Source organism: Pigmentiphaga kullae (genome assembly GCF_004216695.1).
Lineage (GTDB): Bacteria > Pseudomonadota > Gammaproteobacteria > Burkholderiales > Burkholderiaceae_B > Pigmentiphaga > Pigmentiphaga kullae.
In genome coordinates this window covers 2611264-2636188 of the sequence record NZ_SGXC01000001.1, presented here as the reverse complement: position 1 = coordinate 2636188, position 24925 = coordinate 2611264, and the positions used below count along the sequence as shown (strand labels likewise).

22 protein-coding genes are annotated in these 24925 nt (G+C 67.4%); 7 read left to right on the top strand and 15 right to left on the bottom strand.

The genetic code is table 11. The annotated features are described in order from the left end of the window. Nucleotides 1-46 precede the first annotated feature (46 nt). The 6 genes from thpD to EV675_RS12740 form a co-directional block, all read right to left on the bottom strand. Nucleotides 47-979 carry an ectoine hydroxylase gene (gene thpD / locus EV675_RS12765; protein ID WP_130357590.1) on the bottom strand — a complete coding sequence of 311 codons (933 nt, stop codon included), beginning with the start codon at nt 977-979 and terminating at the stop codon, nt 47-49. 72 nt (nt 980-1051) lie between these two features. Then, entirely contained in the window at nt 1052-1450 is a 399-nt protein-coding gene (locus EV675_RS12760) for an ectoine synthase (protein ID WP_130357589.1), read from the bottom strand. Then, nucleotides 1447-2766, bottom strand: a complete 1320-nt coding sequence (gene ectB, locus EV675_RS12755) for a diaminobutyrate--2-oxoglutarate transaminase (protein ID WP_130357588.1) — start codon at nt 2764-2766, stop codon at nt 1447-1449. The genes EV675_RS12760 and ectB overlap by 4 nt, the downstream gene beginning before the upstream one ends. Nucleotides 2767-2855: 89 nt before the next feature. Continuing rightward, nucleotides 2856-3392 (bottom strand): diaminobutyrate acetyltransferase, encoded by a 537-nt coding sequence (ectA, locus tag EV675_RS12750; protein ID WP_130357587.1) that lies wholly within the window; start codon nt 3390-3392, stop codon nt 2856-2858. 67 nt (nt 3393-3459) lie between these two features. Further along, entirely contained in the window at nt 3460-3987 is a 528-nt protein-coding gene (locus EV675_RS12745; protein WP_130357586.1) for a MarR family winged helix-turn-helix transcriptional regulator, read from the bottom strand. Nucleotides 3988-4191: 204 nt separating this feature from the next. After that, nucleotides 4192-6423, bottom strand: a complete 2232-nt coding sequence (locus EV675_RS12740; RefSeq protein WP_130357585.1) for an acyl-CoA dehydrogenase — start codon at nt 6421-6423, stop codon at nt 4192-4194. Nucleotides 6424-6550: 127 nt separating this feature from the next. On the opposite strand from EV675_RS12740, the gene EV675_RS12735 reads away from it, so the two are divergent. Next, nucleotides 6551-7633 carry an exonuclease domain-containing protein gene (locus tag EV675_RS12735; RefSeq protein ID WP_130357584.1) on the top strand — a complete coding sequence of 361 codons (1083 nt, stop codon included), beginning with the start codon at nt 6551-6553 and terminating at the stop codon, nt 7631-7633. A gap of 18 nt (nt 7634-7651) precedes the next feature. Here EV675_RS12735 and EV675_RS12730 read toward each other — a convergent pair whose 3' ends face one another. Further along, nucleotides 7652-7858, bottom strand: a complete 207-nt coding sequence (locus EV675_RS12730; RefSeq protein WP_130357583.1) for a hypothetical protein — start codon at nt 7856-7858, stop codon at nt 7652-7654. Between the two features lie 101 nt (nt 7859-7959). Between EV675_RS12730 and EV675_RS12725 the strand changes: the two genes are divergently transcribed. Together EV675_RS12725 and EV675_RS12720 are read left to right on the top strand one after the other, a co-directional pair. Next, nucleotides 7960-8991 (top strand): NADP-dependent oxidoreductase, encoded by a 1032-nt coding sequence (locus tag EV675_RS12725; RefSeq protein WP_130357582.1) that lies wholly within the window; start codon nt 7960-7962, stop codon nt 8989-8991. An 87-nt stretch (nt 8992-9078) separates the two neighbouring features. Beyond that, on the top strand, nt 9079-9540 hold the full coding sequence (locus EV675_RS12720) for an STN domain-containing protein (protein ID WP_130357581.1): 462 nt from the start codon (nt 9079-9081) through the stop codon (nt 9538-9540). Here the strand turns inward: EV675_RS12720 and EV675_RS12715 are convergent. The 7 genes from EV675_RS12715 to EV675_RS12685 all read right to left on the bottom strand — a co-directional run bounded on the left by EV675_RS12715 (nt 9527) and on the right by EV675_RS12685 (nt 18989). Continuing rightward, nucleotides 9527-10870: a sigma-54-dependent transcriptional regulator gene (locus EV675_RS12715; RefSeq protein ID WP_130357580.1), complete on the bottom strand. Its 1344-nt coding sequence runs from the start codon at nt 10868-10870 to the stop codon at nt 9527-9529. The two genes, EV675_RS12720 and EV675_RS12715, sit on opposite strands and share 14 nt — an antisense overlap. Further along, a complete protein-coding gene (locus EV675_RS12710) occupies nt 10863-12755 on the bottom strand; it encodes a sensor histidine kinase (RefSeq protein ID WP_165404571.1) in 1893 nt (630 codons plus the stop codon). Before EV675_RS12710 ends, EV675_RS12715 begins: the two co-directional genes overlap by 8 nt. A gap of 102 nt (nt 12756-12857) precedes the next feature. Continuing rightward, complete coding sequence (locus EV675_RS12705) at nt 12858-13832, bottom strand: tripartite tricarboxylate transporter substrate-binding protein (RefSeq protein WP_130357578.1); 975 nt, start codon at nt 13830-13832, stop codon at nt 12858-12860. Between the two features lie 10 nt (nt 13833-13842). Then, on the bottom strand, nt 13843-16056 hold the full coding sequence (locus tag EV675_RS12700) for a DUF6351 family protein (RefSeq protein WP_242621396.1): 2214 nt from the start codon (nt 16054-16056) through the stop codon (nt 13843-13845). Nucleotides 16057-16280: 224 nt separating this feature from the next. Further along, on the bottom strand, nt 16281-17348 hold the full coding sequence (locus tag EV675_RS12695) for an AI-2E family transporter (RefSeq protein ID WP_130357577.1): 1068 nt from the start codon (nt 17346-17348) through the stop codon (nt 16281-16283). 13 nt (nt 17349-17361) lie between these two features. After that, nucleotides 17362-17976, bottom strand: a complete 615-nt coding sequence (locus tag EV675_RS12690) for a trimeric intracellular cation channel family protein (RefSeq protein WP_207221982.1) — start codon at nt 17974-17976, stop codon at nt 17362-17364. 110 nt (nt 17977-18086) lie between these two features. After that, on the bottom strand, nt 18087-18989 hold the full coding sequence (locus EV675_RS12685) for a LysR family transcriptional regulator (protein ID WP_130357575.1): 903 nt from the start codon (nt 18987-18989) through the stop codon (nt 18087-18089). Nucleotides 18990-19112: 123 nt separating this feature from the next. Between EV675_RS12685 and EV675_RS12680 the strand changes: the two genes are divergently transcribed. The 4 genes from EV675_RS12680 (at nt 19113) to EV675_RS12665 (ending at nt 23219) form a co-directional block, all read left to right on the top strand. Then, nucleotides 19113-20372 carry a flavin-dependent oxidoreductase gene (locus EV675_RS12680; protein ID WP_130357574.1) on the top strand — a complete coding sequence of 420 codons (1260 nt, stop codon included), beginning with the start codon at nt 19113-19115 and terminating at the stop codon, nt 20370-20372. A 229-nt stretch (nt 20373-20601) separates the two neighbouring features. Continuing rightward, nucleotides 20602-21120 carry a VOC family protein gene (locus tag EV675_RS12675; protein ID WP_130357573.1) on the top strand — a complete coding sequence of 173 codons (519 nt, stop codon included), beginning with the start codon at nt 20602-20604 and terminating at the stop codon, nt 21118-21120. Nucleotides 21121-21155: 35 nt separating this feature from the next. Continuing rightward, nucleotides 21156-22367, top strand: coding sequence for an alpha/beta hydrolase family protein (locus EV675_RS12670; RefSeq protein WP_130357572.1), 1212 nt, complete (start codon nt 21156-21158; stop codon nt 22365-22367). A gap of 96 nt (nt 22368-22463) precedes the next feature. Beyond that, complete coding sequence (locus EV675_RS12665; protein WP_130357571.1) at nt 22464-23219, top strand: IclR family transcriptional regulator; 756 nt, start codon at nt 22464-22466, stop codon at nt 23217-23219. On the opposite strand, the gene EV675_RS12660 is transcribed toward EV675_RS12665, so the two are convergent. Next, nucleotides 23212-24924, bottom strand: coding sequence for a TRAP transporter large permease (locus tag EV675_RS12660; RefSeq protein ID WP_130358008.1), 1713 nt, complete (start codon nt 24922-24924; stop codon nt 23212-23214). The genes EV675_RS12665 and EV675_RS12660 overlap by 8 nt on opposite strands. Between the last annotated feature and the right edge of the window lies 1 nt (nt 24925).

Genomic DNA, 24925 nt, shown 5'->3' with positions numbered 1-24925 from the left:
AAGGGCGCCCGAAGGCGCCCTTGCGGGTCGGACCGACGGCGCGGCGTCAGACCGACCGCAGGTAGCCGGGCTCCACCGCCTGGATGGGCGCGAAGCTTTCGCGCGTGGCGATGAACTCCGGCCGCGGATTCAGGCCGTACCTGGGGGGGTTCAGGGTATTTTCCACGCTGTTATACACCATGAACACGTTCGATCGCGGATAGGGCGAGATGTTGCTGTTCGAGCCGTGCATGATGTTGCAGTCGAAAAACACGACCGAACCGGCGGGCGCCGACAGCACGTCGATGCCGCCCTGGTCCACCAGCAGTTGCAGGCTGACGGGGTCGGGCACGCCGTATTCCTGCTTCTTCAGCGACTGCTTGTAGTGGTCCTGCGGGGTCTCGCCCACGCACGAGACGAACTGCCGGTGCGAGCCGGGCACCACCATCAGCGGCCCGTTGCTGGCGTCGTTGTCGGTCAGCAGCACCGAGCAGCTCAGCGCCCGCATGGCCGGCATGCCGTCTTCCACGTGCCAGGTCTCGAAGTCCGAGTGCCAGTAGAACTCCTTGCCCTTGAAGCCCGGCTTCATGTTGGCGCGCGACTGATGGATATAGACGTCGGAACCCAGGATCTGCCTGGCGATATTGGCCAACCGCATGTCCTGGGACATCCGGCCGAGCAGCTTGCTCAGCTTGTGGACCATGAACACCGACCGGACGACGTCGGTGCCCTTCTCGGTGATGGCTTCCTCGCGGCGGCGGATGGCCGGATCGCGCACCAGCCGTTCGACCTCGCGCTTCAGGGCCTGCGTTTCCTGCGCCGAGAAGAAATTCTTCAGCAGGATGTAGCCGTTGCGCTCGTAGCCGCTCAGTTGTTCGGCATCCAGGCCCGAGCCCGGCTCCACCTTGGCGCTGCCGTACACCACGGGGTCGCGCCGCTGCACGATGCCGGCTGCGCGGTCGGCGCGCGAGGAATAGATATCGCGTGCGGGAGTAATCATGGTTGTCCTCCTTTTCTCATGGGGGGCCGCCCCGCCCGCCGGCGGGCTCGGCCCCTTGCCGCGGTCTGGCCGTCAGGCGACCTTCGCTTCGTCCAGGGGATAGACGCCGTCGGCGTCGTGCACTTCCTGGCCGGTCAGCGGCGGATTGAAGACGCAGATGACGCGCAGCGGCTCCTTGCCGCCGCGCAGATAGTGCTCGTCGTTGTCGTTGAGCGCGTAGACCACGCCCGGGCCGAGCTTGTAGACCTTGCCGTCGGCGACGGTCTCGATCTCGCCGTCGCCCTCGATGCACCAGACGGCCTCCACGTGGTTCTTGTACCAGATGTGGGTCTCGGTGCCGGGATGGATGATGGTCTCGTGGAACGAGAACCCCATGCCGTCCTTCTTCAGCAGCACGCGGCGGCTGGTCCAGGTCGGCGTGGACACCTCGTTCTCGGTGCCTGCGATGTCCTTGATGTCGCGTACGATCATCGTCCCTTTCCTCCAAATTTCAATACACGGGCATTCGATTGCTTCTGGGCCAGCTGCTCGGCGGCCACGACCTCGGCCACCGCGCGGTCCAGCACTTCCAGCGCCTGCCGCAGCTGCCCTTCCTCGATGGTCAGCGCGGGCAGGAGCTTGAGCACTTCGTCGTTGGCGCCGGAGGTCTCGATGACCACCCCGCCCTTGAACGCCTGGGCCGCGATCTTGTTGGCCAGTCCGGGCACGCCGCTGACCAGGCCCTGGATCAGGCCGCGGCCGCGCACCGACAGGTCCGCCTCCGGATGGCTGTGGACCATGTTCTCCAGCCAGTCGCGCACCAGCGTTTCCTTGGCCTGGATCTCGCGGGTGAAGGCGTCGTCGCTCCAGTAGTGCTCGAGCGCCTGCTGCGCGGTCACGAAGGCCAGGTTGTTGCCGCGGAAGGTGCCGTTGTGCTCGCCGGGCTTCCAGATGTCCAGCTCGGGCTTGATCAGCACCATGGCCATGGGCAGGCCGAAGCCGCTCAGGGACTTCGACAGCGTGACGATGTCCGGCTGGATGCCGGCCGACTCGAAGCTGAAGAAGGTGCCGGTACGGCCGCAGCCGACCTGGATGTCGTCGACGATGAGCAGCATGTCGTGGCGGCGGCACAGGCGCTGCAGTTCCTGCAGCCAGCGCAGCGTGGCCACGTTCACGCCGCCTTCGCCCTGCACGGTCTCGACGATCACCGCCGCCGGGGTGTCCATGCCGCTGCTGCGGTCTTCCAGCATGCGCTCGAAGTACGCCATGGTGTCCACGTCCGGGCCGAAGTAGCCGTCGTAGGGGATGAAGGTGGTGTTGCCCAGGCTCACCCCGGCGGCCTCGCGGTACTTGGCGTTGGCCGTGGCCGACAGCGAACCGGCGCTCACGCCGTGGAAACCGTGGGTGAAGGAAACGATGTTCGGGCGCTGCTTGACGCGGCGGGCCAGCTTCAGGGCGGCTTCCACGGCGTTGGTGCCGGTGGGGCCGGTGAACTGCAGCGTGTACTTCATGCCGCGCGGCTTCAGGACCAGCCGCTCGAACGCTTCCAGGAAATTCTTCTTGGCCGACGTGGCCATGTCCAGGCCGTGCACCACGCCGTCCGCCTGGACGTAGTCCAGCAGGGGCTGTTTCAGCACGGGGTTGTTGTGGCCATAGTTCAGCGTGCCGGCGCCGGCAAACAGGTCGATGTACTGCCTGCCCTCTTCGTCGAACAGCAACGAGCCCTTGGCCTTGCTGAAAACGACCGGAAACGAGCGTATGTAGCCGCGGACTTCCGATTCGAGGCGGTCGAAGATCTTGAGATCCATGGTTTTTCCCTCCTGTTTTGCTTCTAGAAGCGTGAAAGACGTATAGGCGGACCCGGACGGACCGGGACGGATACGAGGGGCATCCGGCCTTACTGGAACGGGCCGATGCGCAGCAGCCGTTCGTCCTCGTGCTCGGCCTGGCCGAACAATTCGGGCGGAAACATGGGCTGCTCCACGCACTGGGCGCCGCGATCCTGCGCCAGCGCCGCGAACATGCGCCGCGACGGCTGGTTGGATGGGGACACGGTGGTTTCGATGCTGTGTATGGGCTGCGGCAGCGGCCTGGCCAGCAGGTGCTCGAGCATGCGTTGGCCCAGGCGGTGGCCGCGTGCCATGGGATGGACCGCAACCTGCCAGACGAACAACACGTTGGATTGCTTGGGCGGGAGGTAGGCAGAAACAAACCCTGCCAATTGCCCTTGCCGGGTGGCCACTACGCAGGTATCGCGAAAGTGCCGGCACAGAAGAAGGTAGGCGTAGGTGGAATTGACATCCAGCGGCGGCGATTCCTGTATGAGTCGCTGGATGTCCGCGGCATCTTCGATTTCAGGGGGCCGGAGATCGAAATTCTCCAGCGCCGGATTGAAGACCGCGGGTTGGATGAGCGTATCGTCGATCGCTTTCAGACTCCGACCCTCCTATGTTTCGTACGCCGCCGCCCCGCGGCGACGCACTGGGTTGATGGCTCCGGGATCAAACCGCCAGGCCCGACTCCGGAGACGTATCCGATGCATTGATGTCCAGGATGGGCGAGGTGTCCGAACCGGGGTGCTCCATCAGGCTGACGATGCGCTCGAGCGAGAGCGTGATCGTGGCCTGTTCCAGTTCCGGCAGCGCGCCCAGGGCGTCGGCCAGCGTTTTCTGCAGCGGCGAAGGCGCCTGGCTGGCCACCTCGCGGCCAGCGTCGGTGGCCGACACCAGGACCGTGCGGCGGTCTTCCCTGCTGCGCTCCCGCTTGATCCAGCCCTTTTCCTCCAGCCGGTCGAGGATGCCGACGACCGTGCTCGGACTGACCGAGATTTCACGGCTGATGGCGGTGGCCGTGAGCGGCCCCGACTCGATCACGGCCAGGAGACAGACCAGTTGCGGCGCGGTGATGTGGCTGCAGGCAGCCAGTTGCTTGGAATGCAGCGCGATGTTGCGCGTGATGCGGCGCAAGGCCCGCAGGATGCGCAGGTTGTAGTTGACGCCCGTGTCCGCAGCCGAGCCGATGTGGTCCATGTCCAGGAAATCGAAAGTGCGTAGTGAAAAAAAATCACTGCCCACAAATGAATGTAGAGCAATGATTTCAACTCAAATCATTCTAGTCAGAAAGACTACGGATGTCAACCCTGCGGCCCCTGGATTTCGATGTCAACGGCTCCGAAATTACCCTTATCCGCTTCGATTCCGCTGACATCCCGCTGAAACGTGAAAAACTGGCGTTCAGCCTTGCGCCACGCGCTTTCCGGCCAGTTCCGCGGGGTCGAAACTGTCCACCTCGACGACGTCGGCAACGGCGCGCTCCAGGTCTTCGAGCATCGAAGCCTGGGCCGCGTCCACCTTGCCGGCGCGCACGCCTTCGCGCCAGTCGCGGATGCCGGCATGGCGCAGGCCGTCCAGGACCGGCGCGGCGCGCGCCGCCAGCGCGAAGGCCTGCGCCAGCCGGTCCAGCGCCTCGCCCGGGCGCGGCTTGGCCAGGCCCGGCAACAGCCGATCGCGCGCGGGCGACGGCTCCAGCAGCCGCTCGGCGCAGGCCACGGTCACCGTATCCGCCGGGCCGCGCCGGCGCACGCCCAGAGGCAGGCAGATCACGCGCAGCAGTCCCGCGGCCGCCCGCGCGGGCAGGTTGGCCAGCACGGCGTCCAGGCTCGCCTCGATGGAGGCCAAACCGCTTTCCATGCACCACTGCACCAGCGGCAGGTCGTCGGGCTGGCGCCCTTCGTCGTGCCAGCGCTTGAGAACGGCGGACAGCAGGTACAGTTCGGCCAGGATGTCGCCCAGCCGCGCAGACAACATTTCCTTGCGTTTGAGCGCCCCGCCCAGCGTCGCCAGCGTCACGTCGGCCACCAGCGCGAATGCCGAGGCATAGCGGCCCAGCGCGCGGTAATACGGGGCGACCGGACCGGCCGAGCGCGGCGCCGGCGCGAACCGGCCGCCGGTCCAGGCGCGGCCGAAGGTGCGCAGCGCGTTGCCCACGGCGTGGCCGGCATGGCGCCAGAAGGTACGGTCGAACTCCTCCAGGCCCCGGGCCGGATCGCTGTCGGCCAGCGCCGCCATCTCGCGCATCAGGAACGGATGCGCCCGGATCGCTCCCTGGCCGAAGACGATCAGGCACCGTGTCAGGATATTGGCGCCCTCGACCGTGATGCCGATGGGAATGGCGCGGTAGACGTTGGACAGGTAGTTGCGCGGGCCGTCGATCACCGCCTTGCCCGCATGGATGTCCATGGCGTCGTTCACCGCGATGCGCATGCGCTCGGTGGCGTGGTATTTCATGATGGCCGAGATCACGGCGGGCTTGTGGCCCGCGTCCAGCGCGGCGCAGGTCAGGCGGCGCGCGGCATCCACCTGGTAGGCCAGCGCGGCCATCCGGCCGAGCTTCTCCTGCACGCCCTCGAACCTGCCGATCGGAATGCCGAACTGCTGGCGCACCCGCGCATAGGCGCCGCTGGTATGCGCCGAGAACACGCACGAGGCCGCCGCCAGCGAAGGCAGGGAAATGCCCCTGCCCGCCGCCAGTGCCGTCATCAGCATCTGCCAGCCCTGCCCCACCCGTTCGGCGCCGCCGATGACGGCTTCCATGGGAATGAACACGTCCTTGCCCTGGTTCGGGCCGTTCTGGAACACCTGCATCGCCGGCAGGTGGCGCCGGCCGATCTCCACTCCCGGCGTGTCGGTGGGCACCAGCGCGACGGTGATGCCGATGTCCTCGCGCTCGCCCAGCAGCCCGTCGGGGTCGCGCAGCTTGAACGCCAGCCCGAGCACGGTCGCGACCGGCCCCAGCGTGATGTATCGCTTGTGCCAGGTCACCCGCATGCCCAGCACCTCGCGCCCCTGCCACATCCCCTTGCAGACCACGCCATGGTCCACCATGGACGCGGCGTCCGACCCCGCCTCGGGGCTGGTCAGCCCGAAGCACGGAATGTCGCGGCCGTCCGCCAGCCGCGGCAGCCAGTGCTCGCGCTGGGCGTCGGTGCCGAAATGCAGCAGCAGTTCGCCCGGGCCCAGGGAATTGGGCACCATGACCGTGACCGCCGCCGTCAGCGACCGGGTCGAGATCCGCCGCACGACCTCGGAATGCGCATAGGCCGAGAATCCCAGGCCGCCGTACTTGCGCGGGATGATCATGCCGAAGAACTTGCGCGCCTTCAGGAAGGCCCAGATGTCGGGCGGCAGGTCATGCAATTCCCAGTTGACCCGCCAGTCGTCGACCATGGCGCACAGCTCGGCCACCGGCCCTTCCAGGAACGCGCGTTCTTCATCGCTGAGCCTGGCCGGCGGCATGTCCAGCAGGCGGCGCCACTCCGGATTGCCGGTGAACAGGTCGGCGTCCCACCACACGTCCCCCGCCTCGATCGCCTCGCGCTCGGTGTCCGACATGGTCGGCAGCGCCCGCGAGGCCCAGCGGAACAGAGGCTTGGACAGCCATTCGCGGCGCCATGAGGATGCGGCCATCGGGAAGTCTCCTTGTCGACTATCTACCTCATATAGTAAGCCGGCCGGGAGACGGGACCGGGGCCGCGCGCGGCCCGGACAGGCGCGCTCTGGTTAAATAGAGGCTGCTTCTTCTCCACCCGTTCCCATGCATCCTCCCCGCCTGGCCTTCGTCGACCTGGAAACCACGGGCACGACGCCGCGCAGCGACCGCATCACCGAAATCGGCATCGTCCAGGTGGATGCCGACGGCATGCGCGAATGGAGCAGCCTGGTCCACCCCGGCCGCCCCATTCCTCCCGCCATCCAATCGCTGACCGGCATCACGGACGCGATGGTGGCCGGCGCCCCGTCCTTCGAGGCCCTGGCCGACGACATCGCCCGGCGCCTGGACGGCTACCTGTTCATCGCCCACAACGCCCGCTTCGACCACGGCTTCCTGCGCGAGGAGTTCGATCGCCTGGAGCGCCCCTTCCGGCCCGACGTCCTGTGCACCGTCCGCCTGTCGCGCAAGCTCTATCCGCAGTACCGCAGCCACAGCCTGGACGCGCTCATCGCCCGCCACGGGCTGCAGGTGCACGCACGCCACCGCGCGCTCGACGACGCGCGGCTGCTGTGGCACTTCTGGCAGGACATCCATCGCGAGTTCCCCGCGGACCACGTCACCGAACTCGTCGATGCGCTGGCCGGCCGCGTGCCATGGCCCGAGTATCTGGATCCGTCGCTGCCGCGGCTGCTGCCCGACACCCATGGCGTCTATGTCTTTCGCGACGTGAACAACCAGGCCCTGTATGTCGGCCGGGCCGCCCGGTTGCGCGACAAGGTGCTGTCCCACTTCCAGCCAGGCGGCTGGAAATCGGCCAAGGCGCGGCGCCTGGCCGAACAGGTGCGGCATATCGAATGGCTGGAGACGGGCGGCGCGATCGGCGCCCTGCTGCACGAGAACCGGCTGCTGCGGGCCCTGGCGCCGCTGCACAACCGGCGTGCGCGCTCACCGGCCCTGGCCGGCGACACGCACTGGCCCTACGACGGTCCGGTGGGGATACGCGAGGCCCGCGTCATACACGTCGTGGAACGCTGGCAATTCCTGGGCAGCGCGGCCGACGACCAGACACTGTACGAACTGCTCGACGGCGGCGGCGCCGAGTACGACCACGAGGTCCACCGCATCCTGCGCGACCGGTTGGCGCTGGTCCCGCTGCTGAAACTGGACCGGACACGCGCACCCTGACGGCGCGGCGGCGGCCGGCTATTTTCCGCCGGGCCCCGCCACGTCGATGCCACTGCCCGACAACTTGTTCGACCGGGGCGCGCGGCCCAGGTCGTCGGCGGAGATATTCCGATCGTTCTGCCGGGCCGTTTGTTCGCGCTTGAGATCGGTCTCGGCGGGCTCCCGCTCCGGTTCGGGGGCGGGCCGGACGGCCGGCCCGGAGGGCTTGCTGGACGAAGGTTTCATAAATGCTCCGAACGGCTTATCGTTGATCCGATCCACCACTACGGGTGGAACTTCACCGATCAGCACGAGACGTGCCCGACCACGACCGCCAGGAGAACGAGATGCCCCCGTCCGCGCCCATGAACCGCCGCATCGTCATGGCCAGGCGCCCCGCCGGAATACCGGCGCCCGAGGATTTCCGCCTGGACACCCAGGCCGTGCCCGGCCCGGCGGACGGCCAGGTACTGCTGCGCACGCTCTATCTTTCGCTCGACCCCTACATGCGCGGCCGCATGAGCGACGCCGCTTCGTATGCAAAGCCGCTGGAGGTCGGCGACGTCATGCTGGGCGGCACGGTGTGCCGCGTGGCCGAGTCGCGCCACCCGGACTTCGCCGCCGGCGACCTGGTCCTGGCCGCCAGCGGGTGGCAGGACTACGCGCTGTCGTCGGGCAAGGGCCTCACCCGCCTGCCGCCGGACCTCGCCCACCCTTCCTGGTCCCTGGGCGTGCTGGGCATGCCCGGATTCACCGCCTACGTGGGCCTGATGCAGATCGGCACGCCCAAGGCCGGCGAGACGGTGGCCGTGGCCGCCGCGACCGGGGCCGTCGGATCGGTGGTGGGACAGCTCGCGCGGCTGCACGGCTGCCGCGTGGTCGGCATCGCCGGCGGACCGGACAAGTGCGACCATGCGGTCCGCGAACTGGGCTTCGATGCCTGCGTGGACCATCGCGCGGCCAACCTCGCCCAACGGCTGGCGGCGGCCAGCCCCAACGGCATCGACGTCTATTTCGAGAGCGTGGGCGGCGCCGTGTTCGATGCGGTGCTGCCGCTGCTCAACCGCCATGCCCGCATTCCGCTGTGCGGCCTGATCTCGCAATACAACGCCGTGCCCGGCGTGGAAGCCCCGGACCGCCTGCCCATGCTGATGCGGCTGGCGCTGACCAAGAGCCTGCGCATCCAGGGCTTCATCGTCTCCGACTGGTATGGCCCGCTCTACCGGGAGTTCTCGCGCCAGATGTCGGACTGGATCGCCGACGGGCGCATCAAGTACCGGGAAGACGTGGTGGAAGGCCTGGAAAACGCCCCCGCTGCCTTCATGGGCCTGCTGCAGGGCCACAACTTCGGCAAGCTGGTCGTGCGGGTCGCCAGCTAGATGGGGCGCGGCGTGCTACGCTAGGGGCGTCATCGAACAATTACAAGCAGGTCGCGCCACGGCGCAGTCCCGCAACAGGAGACTCGTATGACGTGCCAAGTGATCCCCCTGCGGCCCCGCCGCGCCAAACGGCGGACGTTCAACGTTCCGGGCAAATCGCTGCTCGTGGCGGTACCCGTGGCCCTGTCGATAGGCTGGCTGCTGGCCCTGCCCGGCATGCCGCACGCACAGGCCGGCCCGACGGCCTCGGCCGAACACCGGCAGGACTTCGCCATTTCCAGCGGCGACCTGCGCCCCGCGCTCGAAAAATATGCCCGCCAGGCGGGCATACGGCTGTCGTTCGATCCGGCCCTGGTGGCGGGCCTGACGACGCCCGGGCTGACGGGCCGCTACACCATCCAGGACGGACTGGACACCCTGCTGCGCGGCACCGGCTATACCGCGGCCCAGGAAGGCGGACGCTACGTCCTGATTCCCGAGCCGCCGGCATCGGCCGGCAAGCGGCCGCCCAGCGGACCGCGCCTGGTGGGCGCCCTTACGCCTGTTTGAAGTCGTCGGTGCTCAGGCCCAGCCTGTGCATCTTGTCGTACAGCGTCTTGCGCGGCAGGCCCAGCATCTCGCTGGCCGCCGCCGTGCGGCCCGAACAGTTCTTCAGCGCATCCTCGATCAGCAGGCGTTCGAAGCTGGTCATCTGTTCCTCCAGGGACCGCTTCACGCTGGCCGCCGCGCCCGCCAGCCCGTCCTTGGCCAGCCCCAGCACGAAGCGGTCGGCCACGTTGCGCAGCTCGCGCACGTTGCCCGGCCAGTGGTGCGCCATCAGCGACTGCAACTGGGAACCCGACAGCACCGGCGCCTCGCGCCCGTAGCGCAGGGCCGCCTGCAGGATGAAGTGCTCGAACAGCAGGGGGATGTCCTCGCGCCGTTCGCGCAGCGGCGGGATTTCCAGCACCGCGACGCTGAGCCGGTAGTACAGGTCCGGCCGGAACGCGCCGCGCTCCGACTCGGCCAGCAGATCGGTCTTGGTGGCGGCCACCACCCGGCAATCCATGGGCTGAGGCTCGTTCGAGCCCAGCCGCTCGAACACCCGTTCCTGCAAGGTGCGCAATAGCTTGATCTGCAGCACCATGGGCATGGTCTCGATTTCGTCCAGGAACAGCGTGCCTCCGCGCGCGTACTCGATCTTGCCGATGCGCCGCTTGGCCGCGCCGGTGAACGCGCCGGCCTCGTGGCCGAACACTTCGCTCTCGAACAGCGTCTCGGGCATGCCGCCGCAGTTCAACGCCGAGAAATGGCGATCGTGCCGCCGGCTGTGGTCGTGCAGGCACCGGGCCACCAGTTCCTTGCCGGTGCCGGTTTCGCCCACCACCAGGACGTCGGCGTCGGTGTCGGCCAGGTCCTGCACCACCTTTCTCAAGGCCACCATGGCCGGCGAACGGCCCAGCAGCGCGCTCTCGATGGCCATGCGATTGTCCAGCTGCCGCCGCAGGGACTGCACTTCCAGCGTCAGCCCGCGCTTCTCCAGCGCCCGCTGCACGACCTCGCTCAGGTGCTCGGACGAAAAGGGCTTCTCGATGAAATCGTAGGCGCCCAGGCGCATGGCCTGCACCGCCATCGAGATGTCGCCGTGGCCGGTCACCAGGATCACCGGCAGGCAGGGGTCGATCTCCAGCGCGCGGCGCAGCAGTTCCATGCCGTCCATGCCGGACATCTTCACGTCCGTCACCAGCACGCCGGGGAACCCGGGCACGATCTGCTTGATCGCCTGCTCGGCCGATTCGAACGCCTTGACCTCCAGGCCGGCCAGTTGCAACGCCTGCTTGCCGCCCAGCCTGACCGCCGGGTCGTCCTCGACGAACAGTACTGTCAATCCTTCATGCATCCATGGTCTCCTCCAACTTCGCCGGCCGCAGCTGCAGCACGAATTCCGCCCCGCCCCCTTCCCGGTTGCAGGCGCGCAGGCTGCCGCCGAAATCGCGCACGATACCTGCCGAGATTGCCAGCCCCAGGCCCAATCCCACCCCTTGCTCCTTGGTCGTGAAAAAGGGTTCGAACAGCCGGCGCATGACCTCGTCCGGAATGCCCGGCCCGCTGTCCAGTACCGAAATGACGACCCACCCCCCCGTTTCCCTGACCGACACCTCCAGGCGCCGCACGCCGCTGCGCGCCATCGCGTCGATGGCATTGCCCAGCAGGTTGACCAGGATCTGTTCCAGCCGGTTGCCGTCGCAATAGGCGCAGGCGTCTTCCGGCACGCTCAGGCACAGTTCGATCCGCTCCTGCCGCAGCCGCTGCTCGAGCAGGAAACAGGCATCGGCCACGGCCACCGCGATCGAGGTCGGCTTGAGCAGGGCCGGCGACTTGCGCGCGAACTTCTTCAACTGGCCGGTGATCTTGCCCATGCGGGCGATCAGTTGCCCGATCAGGGTCAGGTTCTCTTCGGCGTCGGCCTGCCGACCCCGCTGCATCAGCACCGTGGCATTGTCGGCCAGCGTGCGCAGCGCGGCCAGCGGCTGGTTCAGCTCATGCGTGATACCCGCGGCCATCTGGCCCAGCGCCGCCATCTTGCCCGCCTGCACCAGCTCATCCATGGTGGACTTCAGGACCTCCTCGGCGCGCCGGCGTTCGGCGATCTCGGTCTGCAGATGGCGGTTGGCGTTGCTCAGCGCCTGCGTGCGCGCCGCCACCTTGCGTTCGAGCTCGTCGTGCGCGCGCCGCAAGGCCGCGCTGGCCGCCATGCTCTGCGCGATGGCTCGCCGCCGCTGCTGGAGATACAGGCCCAAGATGGCCAGGAACCCCATGGCCAGCGCCACGGCGATGGCCATATTGCGGGCGCGCGCATGGATGGGCGCCATGTTGGACAAGGCCATCAGCTTCCATTGCGTGCCCGGTATCTGGCGGCTCTGGACCAGGTAGGACGGCACGAGGAAGTTGCCGCCCTCGCCTTCGTGCGCCGCCTCGCTGGTGAACTGCACGATGCGCACGCCCTCGGGCTGTTTGCCCACCTCGGCCATGCCCAGCGGTTCGAGCGAGCCGGCGCGATGGTACTGGCGGGTCACCGCCAGCTTCTGCAGCGTATGCGACGACAGCGGCGCCAGCGTCTTGAATTTCCAGCCCGGCACCGAGGTCAGGAAGATCACGCCGTTCTCGTCCACCACCACCACTTTCTCATCGGCGCGCAGCCATGCGTCGTCGAGCTTGTCCAGATCGACCTTCAGCGCCGCCACGCCCAGCATCCTGCCGTCGTGATAGATGCCGTACGAAAAGTAGTAACCCGGCGACTGGCTGACTGTGCCGATGCCGTAGAAGCGGCCCGGCAGCCCCTTGGCCGCGTCGATGAAGTAAGGCCGGTACGAGAAATTGCGGCCGACGAAGCTGGGCGGGCGGTTCCAGTTGCTCGCGGCCAGCGTCAGCCCCTCCATGTTCATCACGTAGATCTCGGAGGATCCGGCTTTCCGGTTGACCGTTTCCAGGTACAGGTTGACCCGGGCGATGCGCTCGGGGTTGGCGGGATCCTGCAACAGCGAGATCACGTCCTTGTTCAGGGACAGGATGCCCGGCAGGTAATCGTAGCGGGTCAGCTCGCTCTGCACCCCGCCGGCATAGATGTCCAGCCGGTGCTCGACACCCTGTCGCAGCACCTGGATGCCGGTGCGCTCGCCCCAGATGTAGGCCAGCATCACCGCCAGCACGGCGGCAAACAGACAGGCGCCGCCCCACGCCAGGCGGCGCTTGGAAAAACCGCGGGCAGGCGGATTGACGCTCAAGTCCCCATCCATGATTGTCGTTCTAGTGTCCGCAATTTATCCCAGGCAAGCCAGGAAAGACATCGGAGCTTGCGCCACGGATGGCGCAAGCTCCCCTGCCGCCTAGTCGGCGTAGACGCCAGCCGCCCGGATCACGGGCGTCCACTTGGCGATCTCGTTGCCCAGATGCTTGCGCAGCGACTCGGGCCGGGCCCGCTCGCCGGTCGCCGCCTGCGCGCCCAGCTCCGCCATCTTGCCGCGGAACACGGGATCCTCGACCGCCGCCTGCAACGCGGCCGAGAGCTTCTCGACCACCGCCGGCGGCGTCCCCTTGGGCGCATACATCGCGTGCCAGATCTTGACCTCGATGCCCGGCAGCCCCTGCTCGGCCGCGGCGGGGATATCCTTGAAGGCATCGATGCGCGCGGACTGCATCGCGACGTAGGGCTTGACCACGCCGGCCTTGATCTGTCCGGCGACGTTGGTGGTCTGGTCGCACATCAGGTTCACCTGGCCGCCGATGAGGTCGGTCAGCGCCGGCGCGGTCCCCTTGTAGGGCACCGTACCCAGCTGCGTGCCTATGGTGCTCATGAACAGGAGGCCGCACAGGTGCGAGGCCGATCCGATGCCGGCATTGGCCAGGAACAGCTTGCTGGAATTGGCCTTGATGTAGGGCAGCAGGTCCTTGAAGTTGTCCGGCGGCAGGTTCTTGGTGCCCAGCAGCACCATCGGCACGTCGGCGATCTCGCCGATCATCTCGAAGTCCTTGAGCGGATCGAAGCCCAGTTGGCGGTACAGTGCCGGCGCGGTGGACATGCCGATGTGGTGGATCAGCACCGTATGGCCGTCGTTGCGCGCGGTGGCGACCTTCTTCGCGCCTATGGTGCCGCCCGCGCCGCCGACGTTCTCGATCACGATCTGGCCCTTCAGGTGCCTGGCCATGACCGCCGTCACGTCGCGCGCCACCTTGTCGGTGGGGCCGCCCGCGGCGAACGGCACGACGGCGACGATGGGCGCGCTGCCGGGGAAATCCTGCGCCTGGGCCGGCGCGGCCAGAGCCGCCAGGACACCCAGCGATAGCGTGGAAAGAAACTTCATGTCTTGCTCCTTAAGGACGGGTGACGTCGAACAATTGGTTCTTGGGGGACGGGCCGAACGAGAGCCACGTGCCCTTGAGCGGCTGCTGCTCCACGCCGGGCTTGCTCCAGTCGCACACGCCGCCGGGGAAGATCTGGCGCAGACGCTCCAACTGGCCGGCGTTCAGCGTGGCCTTGTAGTCGGCCGGATCCACCGCCTTGAGCTGGCACTTGACGATGTTGTCGGCCAACGGTTCGCCGGCTACCAGGCGCGGCGTGGTGCCCGCCGGGTAGAGCTGGTTGCAGCGCCCGTCCCCGAAGGCCGTGGACGGCTCGACGATCTTGTTGCCGTCGCCGTCCCAGCAGGCATCGGCCAGCCCCGCGGGCTTGTGCGAGACGACCTTGCGCGACCTGGGCTGGTCGGAGGTGTCGCCCACCACGCCCATCAGCCACTGGTCCATGAGCTGCAGCAGGTTGTCGCCCACCCGGCCCGGTCCGAGCATGACGTGGTTGTCGAAATGCCCGTTGGCCGCCTTCAGGCGCTCGCGCACCGAGTACGAATGGATCTTGTTGTGGATGTCGCCGTTCACCGCGTTGTCGAAGTAGTCGCGGTGCTCCAGGACGGCGGTCGAGGCCAGGCCGCCCCCGCCGTGGGTGATGCGGCCCGACTGGTAGGCGCGGCGGATGGCGTCGATGTCGCCCGCCGTGCGCGCCGCCGTGGGCTTCAGGTCCACGTCCAGGCCGCCGATGTTGGCGTTCAGGTCCAGGAACTCGTCCACCGTGATGACGCCGTCGTTCAGCGCCTTCAGGCCGTACTGCACGCCGACGTTGTCGATCGGCCGCAGCGCGAACCCCCGGCTGTCCTTGCCGTAGACGTTCACCGTATGGTCATATACGGTGGCCCGGCTGCCGCCCTGGTTGTTGACGGGGTGGTACTTCCGGCTTTCCTCGAAGCCCGCCGGGAACGAGACCACCGGATCCAGCCGGCCGGCGCTGCCGCTCATGTTGGCGATGTTGCCGACCTGCAGGTAGCCGGAGATCGCCTTCTTCTTCTCGTCGGAATAGGCCAGCCCGCCCGCGCGATTGAAGTAGTTGTTCAGCAGCCGCGAGTCGAAAACCTTGAACAGCGTCGCCGAGGTCACGTCCGGGAACACCATGTTCACGATGATGCCGTCGAACAGGCCCGGATAGTTGTCGGAAGTCTGGAAGCTCTGGTAGGCGCCGCCCGAGCCGCCCGTGCCTATCGTGTAGACCGGCGCGCCGTAGGCCTCGATGAAGCGCTCTTTGGTCATCGCCACGGTCTCGGACGATAGCAGGTCGTTGCAGTTCGAGCCGAAGATGTTCAGCGTGGAGGTGACGGCCGCATAGCCCTGCTTCATCCACTCGTCGACGATCAGGGTGCCGAAGGTCGCGCCCTGCGTATACCAGCCGCCCTGGCAGCCGCCTCCCAGCGGATACATCAGCTTGCCGTTCCAGGCCTTCGAGCGCTTGTTGGGTCCGATCTCGCCATCGTTGAGCGGATCGTGCAGCATCGCCGACTGGTAGATGCCGCGGTTGATGGTTCCCGTCTCCAGCCGCACGAGATACGGCACCGTGCGCTCGGTCGGCTTGCCCTCGTCGATGGTGATATAGGTCATGTCGACCGGATAGGCCGTGGGCGTATTCCAGCGGCTGTTGCCCCCCGACTTGTTCCGGTAGAAGTAGTCGACCCGCGTGTTGGTGGAGCAATGTTCGCCGAAGGGACCGTCCAGGGTACCGCCGCCCAGCCGGCCGAAGCTGGTCGTCGTGCACAGGAAGGGCTTCTGGTGCGGGCCGGAAAGCATCGGCCCGGTGATGGGATAGTTCGTGACCACCAGCGTGGCGGTCGAATCGCCCACCTGGGCGCGCAACGTGTTCTCGCCCAGCGTCATGCCGCGCACCAGCCCCTGCCAGGTGCGGTCGCCGACCTGGGTGAAGGCGCGTGACACGTCGCTCTTGCCCAGCATGACCTCCGGCGTGCCGCTGACGCCGACCGGCACTTCCAGCCGCACCAGCGCGTCGTCGCCCGTGACGTAGTCCGGCAGCGAGGACACCGTGCTCAGTTTGAGGGCCGGCGCGGGCGGCGGCCCCGGGGGCGATCCGCCATCCCCGTCATCGCCTCCGCAGGCAGCGGCCAGCACCGCGGCGGTACCCGCCGCCAAGGCCAGCCGGCCCACGCCATATCCATGGGCGCGCGCGCGCCGCCCGCGTTCTGTCTCGGGTCTCATTCCTGTCTCCTCCTGTCGGGTGTCTTGAATCTTCTCGTTACAGCGACGGAGATTTAGCAACACTCATGCCAACGCGGCCTTGCCGCGCGATCGCGCGGCAAGAGCCTGTTTTCATTGGCATTTTCAAGAGGGAAGGAAAAGCGGGAACGGAGGGGGCGGCCAGAATTCCGCCACGCGGGCCGCCGGCCGTTCCGGAATTCCGCAACGGCCGGCGCGGGAAGGAATCAGTTCCCGTCGGCCGAAGGCGGGCCGTCTATCGACGAGAACAGGTCCCAGACCGCCATGAACAGCGCGGCGATCAGCGGGCCGATCACGAAACCGTTGATGCCGAACAGCGCCATGCCGCCCAGGGTCGAGATCAGGATCACGTAATCCGGCATGCGGGTGTCCTTGCCGACCAGGATGGGGCGCAGCACGTTGTCGACCAGGCCGATCACCAGGATGCCGTACAGCGTCAGGATGACCCCCTGCAGCACGGCGCCGGTCAGCAGGAAATAGATGGCGACCGGGCCCCAGATCAGTCCCGCCCCCACCGCCGGCAGCAGCGACAGGAAGGCCATGACGACGCTCCACAGCAGCGCGCCCTTGATGTCCAGGATCCAGAAGATCAGGCCGCCCAGCACGCCCTGGGTGATGGCCACCACGATGTTGCCCTTGACCGTGGCGCGCACGACCGCGATGAACTTGCGGAACAGGTGGCGCTTGTGTTCCTCGGTCAGCGGCAGGGCCTGGCGGACCCGCGCCGACAGGACGGGTCCGTCGCGCAGCAGGAAGAACAGCAGGTACAGCATCACGCCCAGGCTGATGACGAACTGGAACGTGTTCTGGCCGATGTTCAGCGCCTGGGTGGCGAAGAACTGGCTGCCCCGGGTGGCCATCTGGGCCAGCTTGTCCTGGACGCTGTTCACGTCGACGAGGCCGAATTTCTCCAGCAGGCCCCGGGCGGTGGACGGCAGGGCCGTCATGGCCTGGTCCAGGTATGCGCGGAAGTCGATGTCGCCGGCCTTGATCTGCTCGTACAGCCCGGCGCCCTGGCTGACGATGGCGCCCGCGATCAGCGACACGGGAATGATGACGATGAGCACGCACACCCCCAGCGTGGCCAGCGCCGCCAGGTTGCTGCGGCCGCCGAACGCCGTCACCAGCCGCCGTTGCATCGGGAAGAAGATGATGGCCAGGATGGCCCCCCAGAACACCGCCCCGAAGAACGGCCACAGCAGCCAGCCGAACGCCAGCGTGACCAGCACCAGCAGGAGCAGGAAGGTACGGTACTGCAAAGAGGTCTGGCTCATCGAGGACGTTCCTTCAATGTTCGGGAGGCGTTCGGGTCGTGAAGACGGGCAGGGTCAGGCTCCAGCGGATCGCCACCATGCGGAACAGGAAGCCGGCGACCAGCGCGACGGCCGTGGCCTGATCGTGCCCGATGCCGTAGCGCTGCAGCAGCACGTACAGGGTGCCCGTCGCCAGCGCGACGGAGGCGTACAGGTCGCGGCGCAGGACCAGCGGCACCTGATTGCAGAGAATGTCGCGCAACAGCCCGCCGCATATGCCCGTCACCATGCCCATCAGCACCACGATGGCCGGATGCGCGCCCGCCGCCGCGGCGACGTCGCAGCCGATCACGGCGAAGGCGACCAGCCCCAGCGCGTCCAGCAACAGGAAGGCCATGCGCACCCGGTGCATGTAGCGGACCAGGAGCGCCGCGGCCAGGGCCGCGCCCACGGTGAAGAAGAGATATTCGGGATGGGCCACCCAGCCCAGCGGATAGTGGCCGAGCAGCACGTCGCGGATGGAGCCGCCGCCCAGGGCCGTGACCGTGCCGACGACGCAGACCCCGAACAGGTCCATGCGGCGTCTCATGCCCATGATCGCGCCCGAGGCGGCCTCGGCGGTGATCGCGACCAGATAAATCACTTGCAGCAACATATGCGGGGCCGGTGGGCCATCTCCTTTTCCTGCGCGCCAGGACCGACGCGCGAACCTGGCGGATTATCGCATCCGCCCGGGCCTTGCGAGCCGGGCGGCCTGCCCTACCCGCCGACGGCCGGCAGCGCCTCCATCAGGGTCGCGCGGAAGTCCTCCATGACGGGCGGCACCTTGAAACCGCGCCGCGTCACCTGATAGAGGTCCAGGCTGACGGCCGGCTTGGTCAGCAGGTCGGTCGCCACCCGGTGCCGGTGGCAGGCCACCAGGGCAAAGGTGGGGATGACGGCCGTGCCCAGCCCTGCCTCGACCATGGAGATCAGGGTCTCGAAGAAATTGAAGCTGGGCCGGTCCTCGTTGCCACGCCCGATCTTCTCCAGGTGCGGTTCGATCAGCCGCTGGATGGGATTGGCCGGCGGCAGGCCGATCAACGGCACGTCGCGCAGGCTGGCCCAGGCGGCCGTGCCCACCGGCCGGCCCGGCGCCCCCTCGGTGGGCGCCACGCGCATCAGCCGGAACTTGCCCACCGGCGCCCGGTCCAGCCCCGCCATCGTCTTGAAGAAGAACCCCAGCCCGATGTCGGCCTCGCCGCCGGCCACCAGCGCTTCGACCTGCGGCAGGTCGGTATCGGCCAGCCGCAGCTCCACGTGCGGGTGGGATTGCTTGAACAGCTGGAACACCCGAGGCAGGATGTTGGACGAGATCAGCGGCGTGGCGGCGATGCGCAGCGTCTGGCGCGCGCGCCGGCCGGCCACGCCCAGCTTGGACACCACCTCTTCCAGGTCGCCCACCACCCGCTGCGCCACCGGCAGCAGGTCGCGGCCGGCGTCGGTCAGCACCACCATGCGGGTCGTGCGGTCGAACAGCCGGCAATCGAGCTGCTTTTCCATCTCGCGGATCATGATGCTCAGCCCGGCCTGCGTCATGTGGGCCTTCTCGGCGGCACGAGTGAAATTGCCGATACGCGCGACGTGCAGGAACACCTGTAACTGGCGCAATGAGAGATTCATAAAACTCTAATATGTATTCATATCATATCTAAACTTCAAAAATAATACGTTCTGGCGCCTAATACCAGCACCAGCGGTTCCCGGTCGGGGATCCGCGAGAAAGTTCTTCACGAGGGTGCGAACATGAGCAGCAAAGAGGACGTGGTCATCATCGGCGCCGGAATAGGCGGGCTGACGCTGGCCCTGAGTCTCCACCAGGCCGGCATCGCCTGCCGCATCTACGAGGCCGCGCCCGAGCTGCGGCCGCTGGGCGTGGGCATCAACGTCCTGCCCCACGCGGCGCGCGAGCTGTCCGAGCTGGGGCTGCTGCCCGAACTGGACAAGGTGGGCGTGCGCACGCGCGAATCGATCTTCTTCAACGAACACGGACAGTTCGTATTCCGCGAAGCCGCGGGCCTGGCCGCCGGCTTCGACTGGCCGCAATACTCCATCCACCGGGGCGACCTGCAGACCGTGCTGTTCGACGCCGTCAAGCAGCGCCTGGGCCCGGACGCCGTGGTCTGCGGCCACCGCTGCACCGGCGCCACGCAGGACGCCGACTCGATCACCGCGCATTTCGTCTCGCCCGAGGGCGAACGCCTGCCCGACGTGCAGGCCCGCCTGCTGATCGCCTGCGACGGCGTGCACTCGGCCCTGCGCAAGCAGCTTTATCCGCAGGAAGGCGCGCCGCGCTATTCGGGCGTCAACATGTGGCGCGGGACCGCGGTATGGAAACCGTTCCTGAGCGAGGCCAGCATGGTGCGCGCGGGCTGGCTGGACGTGGGCAAGATGGTGATCTATCCCATCCGCAACGACGTCGACGGCAAGGGCGGCCAGTTGATCAACTGGGTGGCGGAGATCACCGACCCCAACCCGGCCATCCGCGACTGGAGCCGGCCCGGCAGGCTGGAAGACTTCCTGCCCGCCTTCGAGAACTGGCATTTCGATTGGCTGGACGTTCCCGCCCTGATCCGGTCCTCGGACTCCATCCTGGAATATCCGATGGTGGACCAGGATCCGCTGCCCACCTGGACCCAGGGCCGCCTGACGCTGCTGGGCGACGCCGCCCACCCCATGGTGCCGCGTGGGTCGAACGGCGCGGGCCAGGCCATCATCGACGCGCGCTATCTGGCGGGCCAGTTGAAGCAGCGCGGCCTGACCATGGACGCCTTGCAGGACTACGACAAGGCCCGGGTCGCGGCGACCACCCAGGTGGTGCTGACCAACCGCACGAATCCGCCCGACGCCATCCTGCGCGAGGTCTTCGAGCGCACGGGCGGCAAGCGATTCGAACAGCTCGAACCCATCGTTTCGCAGGCCGAGCTGCAAGCCATCTCCGACAACTACAAGAAAGTCGCCGGCTACAGCCCGGCCGCGCTGAAGGCCCGGCCTTCCTTCCTCTGACCCCGGCGCGGTCCGCGACGGACCGCCCCGGCCTTCCCGCAGCCGCCCCAGGGGGCGGCTTTTGTTTTGCAAAAACAGAAATTATTGATAATTTTTATCGAACCCTTAACACCATATTTAAATTAAAAGTATCTGATATTGATACTTTTATAAATTTAGTCCAAAATCGCTGCCACATCATCGACAGTCCCTGCCCGGCACCGGCCGGCCCGGGGAGCAAGGAGACACCATGGCAGCGCTCGTTCCCATACAAGGCCTGCATCACTACGCCTACCGGTGCAGGGATGCCGAGGAAACCCGCCACTTCTACGAAGACCTCCTGGGCCTGCCGCTCGCGCACGTGATCCGTGCCGACCACGTGCCCAGCACCGGCGAATACTGCCCCTACGTCCACATCTTCTTCGAGATGCGGGACGGTTCCTACATGGCCTTCTTCGACCTGGGCGACGGCCAGGCGGCCCTGCCCTCGGCCAATACCCCGGACTGGGTCAACCACATCGCGCTGCAGGTCGAATCCGAGGCCGAGCTCCACGCGGCCCGCGCCCGGCTGGAGGCGGACGGCGTCGAGGTACTGGGAGTGACGGACCACGGCTTCGTCCGGTCCATCTACTTCTTCGATCCCAACGGCATCCGGCTCGAACTGACCACGCGCACCGCGCCCCCCGCCCGGCTCGACGAATTCAAGGCCTCGGCCCATGCCGAACTGGCGGACTGGGTCCGCACCCGGCCCCTGGCCGCCCACCGCTAACCGCCCGCCCCGCAACCCACAAGGAAACCCGCGTCATGTCCACGCCGTCCAAGCACGCCTTCGACCGCATTCCCGTCATCCTGCAATTCCGCGAGCCGGTCGAAATGGTGGAAACCTACGGCTTCAACGGCAGCCAGGGCTATACCGTGCTCGAGGGCCAGCGCCTGGTGCCCCGCGACGTGCCGTCCAAGGTCGTGTTCCTGTTCATGCATCCGGCCTCGACGCTGCAACTGCTGCCCATGCCCGTGGCGCTGGCCGAGTCGGGCATGCACGTGCTGTGCGCCGGCAGCCGCTACGCCAAGAACGATTCGGCCCTGATCATGGAAAAGGTGGCGGCCGACCTGGGCGCCTACATGCGCTACGCGCGCGAAGAACTGGGCTACGAAAAAGTGGTGCTGGTCGGATGGTCGGGCGGCGGCGCGCTGTCGCTGTTCTACGAGGCCCAGGCCGAGGCGCCCTCGATCACGCATACGCCCGCGGGCGATCCCTATGACCTGACACAGGCGGGCCTGACGCCGGCGGACGGCATCATCTTCATCGCCGCCCACCTGAGCCGGCCGGAAACCCTGACCGAATGGCTGGACCCTTCGGTCCGCAACGAGCTGGACCCCGAGGACCGCGACCTCGAACTCGACATCTACGCCCCCGACTGCCCCAATCGGCCTCCCTACGCGCAGGACTTCGTGGCGCGCTTCCGAGCGGAGCAGCTGGCGCGCAATCGCCGCATCAGCGCGTGGGTGCTCGATACGCTGGACCGGCTCAAGCGTTCGTCGTCGGGCGAGCGCGAACGCGGCTTCGTGGTCCATCGCACCATGTGCGACGTGCGCTGGCTCGATCCCGCGGTGGACCCCAACGGCCGCAAGCCGAACTGGTGCTACCTGGGCGACCCGCGCGTGGTCAACTCCGGGCCCGCCGGCCTGGCCCGCTTCAGCACGCTGCGCAGCTGGCTGTCGCAATGGTCCTACGACCACTCCAACATCAAGGGCCCCGTGAACGCCGCGCGGATACGCCGGGTTCCCGTCCTGCAGATCGAGAACGAGGCGGACGACGCCGTGCCCGCCACGCACAACCCCCTGATCCATGCCGCGCTCGGCACCCCGGACAAGGAATTCGTGCAGATCCATGGCGCGACCCACTACTACCTGGGCCAGCCCCGGGAACTCGCGCAGTGCATGGACACCATCATCGACTGGACCCGCCGCAAGATCGCGGCGGACTTCGAGGCCCCGGCCGCCGCTCCCCGCTGACCGGGCGGGCCGGCGCGGGATTGATTACCATCATGCCTGCGAGCGCGCCGGCCGGCATGGCCGGCGCGCCGAATACCGAGGTACATCGATCCCGCCATGTCCCAGTTCGCCAAAGTCCTCCAGGTCCTGGACCTCTTCTCCGAAGCCAGGATCACGCTGGCGGCCGAGGAAATCGCCGACCTGCTCGAAGTTTCCCGGCCCACCGCCTTCCGCTACGTCAAGCAACTGTGCGAGACCGGCCTCTTGGCGAAGATCGCCGGGCGCTACGCGCTGGGCGCGAAGATCATCGAGCTCGACTACCGCATCCGGCGGTCCGAGCCCATCCTGCTGGCCAGCCGCGCCAGCATGCGCGAACTGGCCCAGCGCACGGCCATGACGGTCGTGCTGTGCAACATCTACGGCGACGAGATCGTGCACAGCCACCACGAACTCGCGGGCGAACTCACGCCCATGAGCCTGGACCGCGGCCACCTGATGCCGCTGTTCAAGGGCGCCGCCTCGGCGGTGATCCTGGCCAACCTCCAGACAGCGCGCCTGAAGCGGCTGTACGAGCGCCACAAGGCCGATGCCGAGGTGCGGGCCATCGCCGGCGACTGGCCGTCCTTCGCCCGGCACTACAAGCGCATACGCAAGGATGGCCACTACGTCTCGCGCGAGGAAATCGACCCGGGCGTCATCGGCATCGCGGCGCCCATCTTCAACGATGGGCGCCACGTCGTTGGCGCCACCACCCTGGTCTACGAGAAAAGGCGCGAGAAGCTGGTGAACGAGGAAGGCTATGCCGAACTGGTGCGCCACTGCGCCGCCGCGGTGACCCAGGAGATCGCCGCCGCGGCGCAACGCGCTACTTGAAGTCGGCGTTCGGGTCCTTGCTCTCCTGTCCCTGCCCCTGCCCTTGCGCGGGCTCTTCGCCGTAGACGCCCCCGCCTCCGTAGCTTTCGCCGTACGTGCTGTCCACCTCGATCTTGACGCTGCCCGGATCCACCACGGCCTGGTCGCCCTTGTAGTGCATCACCAGCCCCGGCACCAGCATCACGATGGCCACCATCAGCAACTGGATGACGATGAAGGGGATGGAGCCCCAGTAGATCTGGCCGGTGGTCACCTTGGCGATACGCTTGCCCGTGACCTTGTCCAGGTAGTCCTCCTTGGGCGCCACCGAGCGCAGGTAGAACAGCGCGAAACCGAAGGGCGGATGCATGAACGACGTCTGCATGTTGACCGCCAGCAGCACGCCGAACCAGATCAGGTCTATGCCCATCTTCTCGGCCACCGGCCCCAGCAGCGGCACGATGATGAAGGCCAGCTCGAAAAAGTCCAGGAAGAAGGCCAGCACGAAGGTCAGCACGCTGACGACGATCAGGAAACCCCATTGGCCGCCGGGCACCGAAGTCAGCAGGTGTTCGACCCACAGGTCGCCGCTGACGGCGCGGAAGGTCAGGCCGAACACGGTGGAACCGATCAGGATGAACACCACGAAGCAGGACAGCTTGGTCGTGGTGTCCATGGCCTGCTTGAGCAGGTTCAGCGACAGGCGCTTGCGGATGAGCGCCATCGCGATGGCCCCCACCGCCCCCATCGCGCCGCCCTCGGTGGGCGTGGCCACGCCGATGAAGATGGTCCCCAGCACCAGGAAGATCAGGAACAGCGGCGGGATCATCACGAAGGTGACCCGCTCGGCCAGCGCCGACAGCCACCCCAGCCGCAACACCTTGTTGGCCAGCGCGATGACGAAGGCCGACACGCCCCAGATCAGCATGGTCAGCACGATGCGCTCGTCCACCGGCGCGGTGTCGTGTTCGAGATAATCGCCGACCAGCGCGGCGATTCCCGCCGAGACGAGCATCAGCACCAGCAGCGAGCGGCCGCCGCGCGTCCCGTTGGGTTCCTGGAAACGCCGGGCCTCCTCGGGCAGGGCCGGCGCGCTGGCCGGCCGGAACAGCGACGCCAGCACCACGTACACGACGTAGGCGCCGGCCAGCAGGAAGCCGGGCAGCATCGCGCCCCGGTACATGTCGCCGATCGACCGGCCCAGCTGGTCGGCCAGGATGATCAGCACCAGCGAGGGCGGGATGATCTGCGACAGCGTGCCCGAGGCCGCGATCACGCCCGAGGCCAGCCTGCGGTCGTAGCCGTAGCGCAGCATGATGGGCAGCGAGATCAGCCCCATGGAAATGACCGAGGCCGACACCACGCCCGTGGTCGCCGCCAGCATCGCGCCGACGAATACCACGGCGATGGCCAGCCCGCCGCGCAGGGACCCGAACAGTTGCCCGATGGTCTCTAGCAGGTCCTCGGCCATGCCGGAGCGCTCCAGCACCAGCCCCATCAGGGTGAAGAAAGGCACCGCCAGCAGCGAATCGTTGGCGATGATGCCGAACACCCGCTGCGGCAGCGCCTGGAACAGTACCGGCGTCAAGAGGCCCAGTTCGATGCCGATCAGCGCGTACAGCATGCCGTTGGCGGCCAGCGCGAAGGCCACCGGGAATCCCAGCAGCAGAAAGACCACCAGGTTGGCGAACATGATCGGCGCCAGGTTCGCGATCAGGAAGTCGATC

Bases quoted from the DNA above. Each gene is read 5' to 3' on its own strand.
- EV675_RS12760 (WP_130357589.1), bottom strand. From the start codon at position 1,450: ATGATCGTACGCGACATCAAGGACATCGCAGGCACCGAGAACGAGGTG.
- thpD (WP_130357590.1), bottom strand. From the start codon at position 979: ATGATTACTCCCGCACGCGATATCTATTCCTCGCGCGCCGACCGCGCA.
- EV675_RS12685 (WP_130357575.1), bottom strand. From the start codon at position 18,989: ATGAATCTCTCATTGCGCCAGTTACAGGTGTTCCTGCACGTCGCGCGT.
- ectB (WP_130357588.1), bottom strand. From the start codon at position 2,766: ATGGATCTCAAGATCTTCGACCGCCTCGAATCGGAAGTCCGCGGCTAC.
- EV675_RS12675 (WP_130357573.1), top strand. From the start codon at position 20,602: ATGGCAGCGCTCGTTCCCATACAAGGCCTGCATCACTACGCCTACCGG.
- EV675_RS12670 (WP_130357572.1), top strand. From the start codon at position 21,156: ATGTCCACGCCGTCCAAGCACGCCTTCGACCGCATTCCCGTCATCCTG.
- EV675_RS12725 (WP_130357582.1), top strand. From the start codon at position 7,960: ATGCCCCCGTCCGCGCCCATGAACCGCCGCATCGTCATGGCCAGGCGC.
- EV675_RS12705 (WP_130357578.1), bottom strand. From the start codon at position 13,832: ATGAAGTTTCTTTCCACGCTATCGCTGGGTGTCCTGGCGGCTCTGGCC.
- EV675_RS12715 (WP_130357580.1), bottom strand. From the start codon at position 10,870: ATGCATGAAGGATTGACAGTACTGTTCGTCGAGGACGACCCGGCGGTC.
- EV675_RS12700 (WP_242621396.1), bottom strand. From the start codon at position 16,056: ATGAGACCCGAGACAGAACGCGGGCGGCGCGCGCGCGCCCATGGATAT.
- EV675_RS12730 (WP_130357583.1), bottom strand. From the start codon at position 7,858: ATGAAACCTTCGTCCAGCAAGCCCTCCGGGCCGGCCGTCCGGCCCGCC.
- EV675_RS12665 (WP_130357571.1), top strand. From the start codon at position 22,464: ATGTCCCAGTTCGCCAAAGTCCTCCAGGTCCTGGACCTCTTCTCCGAA.
- EV675_RS12720 (WP_130357581.1), top strand. From the start codon at position 9,079: ATGACGTGCCAAGTGATCCCCCTGCGGCCCCGCCGCGCCAAACGGCGG.
- EV675_RS12735 (WP_130357584.1), top strand. From the start codon at position 6,551: ATGCATCCTCCCCGCCTGGCCTTCGTCGACCTGGAAACCACGGGCACG.
- EV675_RS12740 (WP_130357585.1), bottom strand. From the start codon at position 6,423: ATGGCCGCATCCTCATGGCGCCGCGAATGGCTGTCCAAGCCTCTGTTC.
- EV675_RS12680 (WP_130357574.1), top strand. From the start codon at position 19,113: ATGAGCAGCAAAGAGGACGTGGTCATCATCGGCGCCGGAATAGGCGGG.
- EV675_RS12695 (WP_130357577.1), bottom strand. From the start codon at position 17,348: ATGAGCCAGACCTCTTTGCAGTACCGTACCTTCCTGCTCCTGCTGGTG.
- EV675_RS12745 (WP_130357586.1), bottom strand. From the start codon at position 3,987: ATGGACCACATCGGCTCGGCTGCGGACACGGGCGTCAACTACAACCTG.